This window comes from Streptomyces sp. NRRL S-495 (assembly GCF_000966955.1).
GTDB lineage: Bacteria > Actinomycetota > Actinomycetes > Streptomycetales > Streptomycetaceae > Kitasatospora > Kitasatospora purpeofusca.
Window position 1 is genome coordinate 1 of sequence record NZ_JZWY01000595.1, and the last position, 7,160, is coordinate 7,160.

Annotated in this window: 7 protein-coding genes and 1 pseudogene; 4 read left to right on the plus strand and 4 right to left on the minus strand. The window is 71.3% G+C overall.

Annotated features, from left to right (window positions below):
• Positions 1-60 precede the first annotated feature (60 nt).
• Positions 61-1,050: an aldo/keto reductase gene (locus VR45_RS28320; RefSeq protein WP_045942696.1), complete on the minus strand. Its 990-nt coding sequence runs from the start codon at positions 1,048-1,050 to the stop codon at positions 61-63.
• A 295-nt stretch (positions 1,051-1,345) separates the two neighbouring features.
• Here VR45_RS28320 and VR45_RS28325 point away from each other — a divergent pair.
• Positions 1,346-2,252, plus strand: a pseudogene (locus VR45_RS28325) (AMP-binding protein); the annotation flags it as partial.
• A gap of 45 nt (positions 2,253-2,297) precedes the next feature.
• Positions 2,298-2,726 (plus strand): hypothetical protein, encoded by a 429-nt coding sequence (locus tag VR45_RS50690; RefSeq protein WP_353612724.1) that lies wholly within the window; start codon positions 2,298-2,300, stop codon positions 2,724-2,726.
• Between the two features lie 16 nt (positions 2,727-2,742).
• Here VR45_RS50690 and VR45_RS28330 read toward each other — a convergent pair whose 3' ends face one another.
• On the minus strand, positions 2,743-3,117 hold the full coding sequence (locus tag VR45_RS28330; RefSeq protein WP_045942697.1) for a hypothetical protein: 375 nt from the start codon (positions 3,115-3,117) through the stop codon (positions 2,743-2,745).
• A 320-nt stretch (positions 3,118-3,437) separates the two neighbouring features.
• Between VR45_RS28330 and VR45_RS28335 the strand changes: the two genes are divergently transcribed.
• The gene (locus VR45_RS28335; protein WP_107084295.1) at positions 3,438-3,923 is read left to right on the plus strand and encodes a hypothetical protein; all 486 of its coding nucleotides are present in this window, start codon (positions 3,438-3,440) and stop codon (positions 3,921-3,923) included.
• A gap of 57 nt (positions 3,924-3,980) precedes the next feature.
• Here VR45_RS28335 and VR45_RS28340 read toward each other — a convergent pair whose 3' ends face one another.
• Positions 3,981-4,475 carry a DUF1269 domain-containing protein gene (locus VR45_RS28340; protein ID WP_234326258.1) on the minus strand — a complete coding sequence of 165 codons (495 nt, stop codon included), beginning with the start codon at positions 4,473-4,475 and terminating at the stop codon, positions 3,981-3,983.
• 79 nt (positions 4,476-4,554) lie between these two features.
• Entirely contained in the window at positions 4,555-4,794 is a 240-nt protein-coding gene (locus VR45_RS28345; RefSeq protein WP_045942700.1) for an amphi-Trp domain-containing protein, read from the minus strand.
• Positions 4,795-5,278: 484 nt separating this feature from the next.
• Between VR45_RS28345 and VR45_RS28350 the strand changes: the two genes are divergently transcribed.
• On the plus strand, positions 5,279-7,160 hold a 1,882-nt coding region (locus VR45_RS28350; RefSeq protein ID WP_052709442.1), incomplete at its 3' end, for a collagenase.

Genomic DNA, 7,160 nt, shown 5'->3' on the forward strand with positions numbered 1-7,160 from the left:
CGTTCGCCCGCCGGAAGGCCCCCGCCGCTGTGCGGCACCGGACCGGTCGGCGGCGGCCGGTCAGCGGTTCACCGTGCGCATCCCGTCCTCGTCGTAGCGCTCGCCCTCGACCGAGGGCAGCTCGGCCTCGATGCGGGCCAGGTCCTCGGCGGTCAGTTCGACATCGACCGCGCCCGCGTTCTGCTCCAGGTAGGTGCGGCGCTTGGTGCCCGGGATCGGCACGAGGTCCTCGCCGCGGGCCAGTACCCAGGCGATCGCCAGTTGGGCCGGGGTGACCTCCTTCTCCGCGGCGATCTCCTTCACCTTGTCGGCGAGCCGGAGGTTGGCCGCCAGGTTGGCCTCGGCGAAGCGCGGGTTGGTGCGGCGGAAGTCGTCCTTGTCGAGCTCGTCCGGGGAGCTGAAGCGGCCCGCGAGGAAGCCGCGGCCGAGCGGGGAGTACGGCACGAAGCCGATTCCGAGCTCCCGGCAGGTGGGGAGCACCTCGGCTTCCACGTCCCGGGTCCAGAGCGAGTACTCGCTCTGGACGGCGGTGACCGGGTGGACGGCGTGGGCGCGGCGGATGGTCTCGGCGCTCGCCTCGCTCAGCCCGATGTGGCGCACCTTTCCCTCGGCGACGAGTTCGCCGAGCGCGCCGACGGTCTCCTCGATGGGCACGGTCGGGTCGACCCGGTGCTGGTAGTACAGGTCGATGCGGTCGGTCCCGAGCCGCGCGAGTGAGCCGTGGACGGAACTGCGGACGTGCTCGGCCGAGCCGTCCTGGCGGCCCACGGTCGACATGTCGCCCGGAACGGCGCTGTCCATACGGTAGTTGAACTTGGTGGCGATCACGTACTCGTCACGGTGCCCCCGGACGGCCTCGCCGACCAGGGACTCGTTGGTGAGCGGTCCGTAGACCTGCGCCGTGTCGAGGAAGGTGATGCCGAGGTCCAGCGCGCGCCGGACGGTCGCGATGCCCTCGTCCTGGTCGGCCGTGCCGTAGAAGGCGGACATCCCCATGCAGCCGAGGCCGATGGCCGACACCTGGAGGTCCCGCAGACTGCGCTGTCGCATATGGCGTTCAGGCCCTTCGTCTCTGGTCGTTCGTTCCTGCCGCGGCCCGGCATCGACGCCTTCCGACACCCCGGTCCGGGCGACCGCCCGGCCGCGTCCGCTCGAGAGGACTGTCGAGAGGACTGTACGGTGCGCCGCGCTCCCGGGAACCGACCGAGCGTCGCTCCGGCGTGCCGCCCGGCACCCGGCTAGCCTGGGCCCATGGTTGCTGCCTACCAGGAAGAAGTGGCCATGAGCGACGCGGAGTTCATCAGCGCACCCGCCCTCGTCCTGCGGTCCCTCGCCCGGGATCCCGATCGGCCGGCCGTCACCACCGCCGACGGCGCCACCCTCACCGCCGGCGAGTTCGCCGCCACCGCCTACCGCCTGGCCCACGAGCTCGTCGCCCGCGGCGTTCGTCGCCCGCGGCGTCACCCGGGGCGACACCGTCGCCCTCCTCACCGGCAACACCCCCGAGGCGCTCGCCGCCCGCTACGCCGTCGGCGTCGCGGGCGCCCGGGTGGTCAACCTCTACGACGGGATGAGCACCGCCGTCCTCGCCGGGATCGTCGCCAGTGTCGACACCGCCGTCCTCCTCGTCGACGCCGAACGGTACGCGGAAGCAACGGAGTTGACCGCCCTGGTCGAGGTGCCGACGGTGCTCGCCCTGGGCCCGGGCCCCGCCGCGGTCGGCGAGGACGCGATCGCGGCCTCCGCCCGCCGGCCGGCCGAACCTCCGGCCGTGCGGATCGGCCCGCAGGACCACCTGGGCATCCGCCACACCGGCGGCACCACCGGCATCCCCAAGGGCATTCTCAGCCTGCACGGCCCCTACCGCCGGGCGTTCGACGTCCCCTTCGGCCCGGACGGGAAGGCGCCCCGCTTCCTCGCCGCCACCTCGCTCGCCCATCTCGCGGGAGTGCTCAGCGATCTGACGCTCCATCACGGCGGATCGGTGTTCCTCCAGCGCTCCTTCGACCCCGGCGAGGTGCTGGCCGCCGTCGAACGCGAGCGCATCACCGACCTCTGGGTCCTGCCGCCGCTGCTCCATCAAGGTGTTCGGGCCGATCCTGACCAGCGGCTACGGGATGTCGGAGGCGCAGAACATCGCCGTCCTCGCCCCGGAGGAGCACGACCGGACCGGGCCCGACGGACAGCTCTCCGTCGGCTGCCCCCTCCCGGGCGTCGAGGTGGCGATCCGCTCCGCCGACGGCTCCCGGCTGCCGGCCGGGGAGCAGGGCGAGATCCACGTCCGCTCGCACTCCCTCATGGCGGGGTACTGGAAGCGCCCCGAGCTCACCGCCGAGGTGCTGCGCGACGGCTGGCTGAACACCGGCGACATCGGCCACCTCGACCGGGACGGCTACCTCTACCTGGCCGACCGGCGCACGGACCGGATCATCGTGGTCGGCGGCCACGTCTACCCGTCCGAGGTGGAGGAACTGCTGCTCACCCACCCGGCCGTGGCCCAGTGCGCCGTCCTCGGTGTGCGCGACGCGCAGCAGACCGAGCACGTCCACGCCGTGGTCGTCCCCGCGCCCGGGCGGCACCCGGAACTGGAGGAGGTCCGCGTCTTCGTCACCACCCGCAAGGGCCGGATCTACGCGCCGGAGGCGCTGCACCTGGTGCCCGAGATCCCGCTCACCTCCGCGGGCAAGCCGGACAAGAAGCGCCTGCGGGCTCAGCTCGCGGGCTGACCCCCGGCCGACCGCCTCACAGGAGCGTGAGCAGGTCCTGGTGCGCTCCGTCGAGGACGAGGCCGTTGTCCCACCGGACCCGGACCGTCACCCGCTTGCCCCGCTCGCGGTGGGCGGTCCACTCCGGTTCCAGCTCGGCGATCTCCGCCTCCAGCCGCTCCCGGCTGCCCGTCGGCATGGTGTGCCCGTAGTCCTCGAACAGTGCCTTGAGGCGCTGGTACTCGCGGACCTCGTGGCTCTCCGGGAGTTCCCCGTCCACCCGCTCGACGGTGCCCTCGATGCCGGCGCCGAGCGCGAGGAACCCGACCGCGGCCCCGGGCTCCCCGGCGAAGGCCTCGCCGATCCCGAGGTCCTCCGCCAACCGGACCCGCCGGCCTTCCTCCAGGGTCATCCGTCCGCTGCCTCTCCGTCGTTCCGGTGCCGCCGCCGACCCGGCGGGCCCGCGACCCGGCCATTATCCGCGCCGCGGGGTCCTCACCTGTCCGTGGCCCGCGCCCGTCCGGGCCCCGCACCTGTCCGGGCCCCGCACCTGTCCGGGCCCCGCGCCTGTCCGTGGCCCGCACCGGGACGGTACGACGTACGGCCGGTCGTCACGCGAAATTCACAAACCGGCGTCTACTCGCATAGACCGGTAATGGGCCATCCTGGTGCGGCATTCGCGGGCGAGTCCGAGGTCCACCACACCCTCATCTGGAGAAGCCGATGAAGCCGATGAAGCCACGTACCGCAGCCACCGCAGCCACCGTCGTCGCCCTGGCCCTGGCGGGCCTCGCCGTCTCGGCGCCCACGGCCGGCGCCAGTGGCACCAAGCTGTCGCAGGCGACGGCGGCCAGTCAGTTCCGGAGCGCCGGCATCACCTGGAGCTCCAGCGGCGGCTGCACCACCCGCTCCAACTCCACCTGCACCTCGTTCGAGCAGATCAACTCGGGCACGGTGAGCACGATCATCACCCTCAAGCAGTCCAGCGGCTGCGCCATCAACATCACGGGCGGGACCGAGGTGGGCCACGCCTCCGGCACCTACAGCCACTACAACGGCTACAAGGTCGACATCTCCCGCAGCTCCTGCATCGACGGCTACATCCAGAACAGCTTCACCTACATCGGCCTGCGCGGCGACGGCTACCCGCAGTGGAAGGCCGCCTCCGGCAACCTCTACTGCAACGAGGGCAGCCACTGGGACATCCTGGTCTACTGACGCCGCTCCACGGGGGGCCGGCCGCTCCGGCCGGCCCCCCGTCCGCCTCAGGGGCGCTCACTCGCCCTCGGTGAACGTCTCCCGCAGCCGGGCCTCCTCCTCGGCCGAGAGGTTCGTCTCCAGGAGCTCGGCGTGCCGGCCGTCGAACTCCGCCCTCACCCGGTCGACCACGGCGTCCGAGCTGAGCACGAACAGCGCCGAGGTGCCCGGGGTGACCTTCTCCCGCACCTGTCGCACGAAGTCGTCGTCGATACCGACATGCGCGAGGTGCCCCCCGAGCGCACCCCCGGCCGCGCCCAGCGCCGCGCCGAGCAGGGGGACGAAGAAGATCAGCCCGAGGATGAAGCCCCAGAAGGCGCCACCCACGGCTCCCATGCCGACCATGTCGCCCAGATGGCGGGTCCTGGGCTTCCTGGCGCCGTCCGGCCAACTGACCACGGCGCCGTCCTGGACCTTGATCAGCTCCTGCCGCTGGAGCTTCTGCAGGGTGTCGAGAGCTTCGTCGGCCCCGGTCGCGGTGGGAAAACGCCAGACCGTCAGGGTCGCCATCATGGACTCCGATCGCAGGGGAATGCCCGAAGCCCCATCGTCGTCCCGGGCACCGGACGCCGCCACGCGTGGGCCGCGGGTGTCAGTGCTCGGGGGATCCGGTGTGCCAGGTCAGCTCGATCTCCAGCTCGACCTTGCCGTCCTCCAGCTCGACCTCGATCTCGGTGGAGAGTTCGTCGGGGATCCGCAGGGTCAGCCTTCCCGGTCCGAGTTCCAGCTCGGCCTGGCCGCCGCGCCTGAGCGCGGCCGCGAGGGCCTCCAGCTGATCGGCGGCCTCGGCGCGCGACAGGGTGCGCTTCTGGGTGAACTCGAGGTCCTTCACGGGTGCCTCCCGCTCCCGGTGGAATCAGTGGCCCGGGGAATCAGCGGCCTCTCCCCATTCTGGTTCCGTTTCCTCCTGTCGGCCCGCCGGGCGGTGGGGTGCGGACCGGGTGGCAGGGAGGGTGTGCGTCCACGGGCTGGGACGGGGGGCGAGTACTTTTCGTGTTCCGCCGGTCGCGCTCGGGAAAGCCGTACACATGCCTTCGGGTGCGGAGCTGCGGCGCTCGGAGAGGCGGGCCGGGGGCCGGTGTCACGGTGCGCCGGAGGTCGAGGACTTGGTTCCGTTCCATGTCTTCCACGGCAATGTGAAGTATGCAATTGTACATGCCACACTTCACCGCACCGATGGTGTGCCGATCCCCGCGGCCTGCCCTTCGACGGTCCCCACCCATGCCCGGTCGTGACCCCACGACGCCCGGGTACAGCTCGGAGGCCCCCACTTGAGTCCCATCCGCATACCCGGCCTGCCGCAACTGGCAAGGCTTTTGACCCTCGTTCTGGCGCTGTGCACCGTGCTCGCCGTGTTCGCCCCCGGCAGCCACGCCGCCCCGACGGCCGCCCCCACGGCCCCGGGCAGCACCGGCACCGGCACCCTGGCACCGCAGCCCGCCGCCGGAACCTCCCCGTACACCGGGGAGGCCGACCGGGGCACGTCCGTCCCGGCCAGGAACCGGGCACCGTTCAACGCCCCGCTGGACGCGGTGGCTTCGGCCCAGTCCCTCGGCCTGAACACCAGCACCACCGGCCGGACCCCGTCCTCCGGGACAGCCGCGAAGTCCCTCGGCAGCGCGGCGCCCTCGGCCGCCGGATCCGCCGAAGCCGCCTGCAACGTCTCGGACTTCACCTCGCGCACCGGTGACGCCCTGGTCCAGCAGGTCAAGGCCGCCACCAGCGACTGCGTCAACCAGCTGTTCAACCTCACCGGCAACGACGCCTACTGGGCGTTCCGCGAGGCCCAGATGGTGAGCGTCGCCGACGCGCTGCGCTCCTCGGCGTCGGTCTACCCGGGCGACAACAGCACCTCGGTCGCGCAGTTGGTGCTCTTCCTGCGGGCCGGCTACTTCGTGCAGTGGTACCACGCGTCCGACGTCGGCACCTACGGCACCGCCCTGCAGAGTTCGATCCGCGGTGCGCTGGACTCCTTCTTCAACAGCGCCCGTTCGCGCGACCTGACCGCCGCCAACGCCGCGATCCTCGGCGAGACGGTCACCCTGATCGACAGCGCGCAGGAGAACAGCCGCTACCTGCCGGTGATCAAGCGGATCCTGACCGACTACAACCCCGCCACCCACAACGGCGTCAAGGGCATGGCCGGAGCGGTCAACAGCGTCTTCAGCGTGCTGTTCCGCGGCCACCAGCTGGCGAACTTCCAGACCGCCGTCGCCGCCGACCCGTCGCTGCTCGACACCCTCTACAACTTCGCCGCCGTCAACGGCTCCCTCTACGGCACCGACTTCGGCTACCTGCCCTACAACGCGACCCGTGAACTCGGCCGCTTCGTCCAGTACACCGCGCTGCAGCCCAAGGTCCGCCCGCTGCTCAAGGGCCTGGCCGAGCAGAGCTCCCCGAGCGGACGGACGGCCTACCAGTGGGCCGCCGTCGCGGAGATGGCCACCGAGTACGATGCCGACAACAGCGCCTACTACGGAACCACCGACGCGGCCGCGCGCCTGCGCTCCGGCCTCCTGGCCACCACCTTCACCTGCTCGTCGAGCATCCGGATCATCGCCCAGCAGGCGACCTCCGACAACCTGAACGCCGCCTGCCGCAGCCTCACCTCCCAGGACGCCTACTTCCACACGGTGGCCAAGGACAACGGCGCGGTCGCGGACGACCGGAACACCACCATCGAGGTCGTCGTCTTCGACAGCCCCTTCGACTACCAGGTGTTCGCCGCCTCCATCTACGGCATCAACACCAACAACGGCGGCATGTACCTCGAGGGCAAGCCGAACGTGGCCGGCAACCAGCCGCGCTTCCTCGCCTACGAGGCGCCCTTCGCCAAGCCCGCGTTCGAGGTGTGGAACCTCAACCACGAGTACACCCACTACCTCGACGGCCGCTTCGACATGTACGGCGACTTCGACTCCGGCGTGACCACCCCCACCATCTGGTGGATCGAGGGCTTCGCCGAGTACGTCTCCTACTCCTACCGCAAGCTCAACTACGACGCGGCGATCACCGCGGCGGGCCTGCACACCTACAAGCTCTCCACCCTCTTCGACACCACCTACGAGAACACCAACACCGAGCGCACCTACCGCTGGGGCTACCTCGCCGTGCGCTACATGCTGGAGCAGCACCGCAACGACGTCGACGCCGTGCTCGCCAAGTACCGCACCGGTGACTGGAACGGCGCCCGCGCCG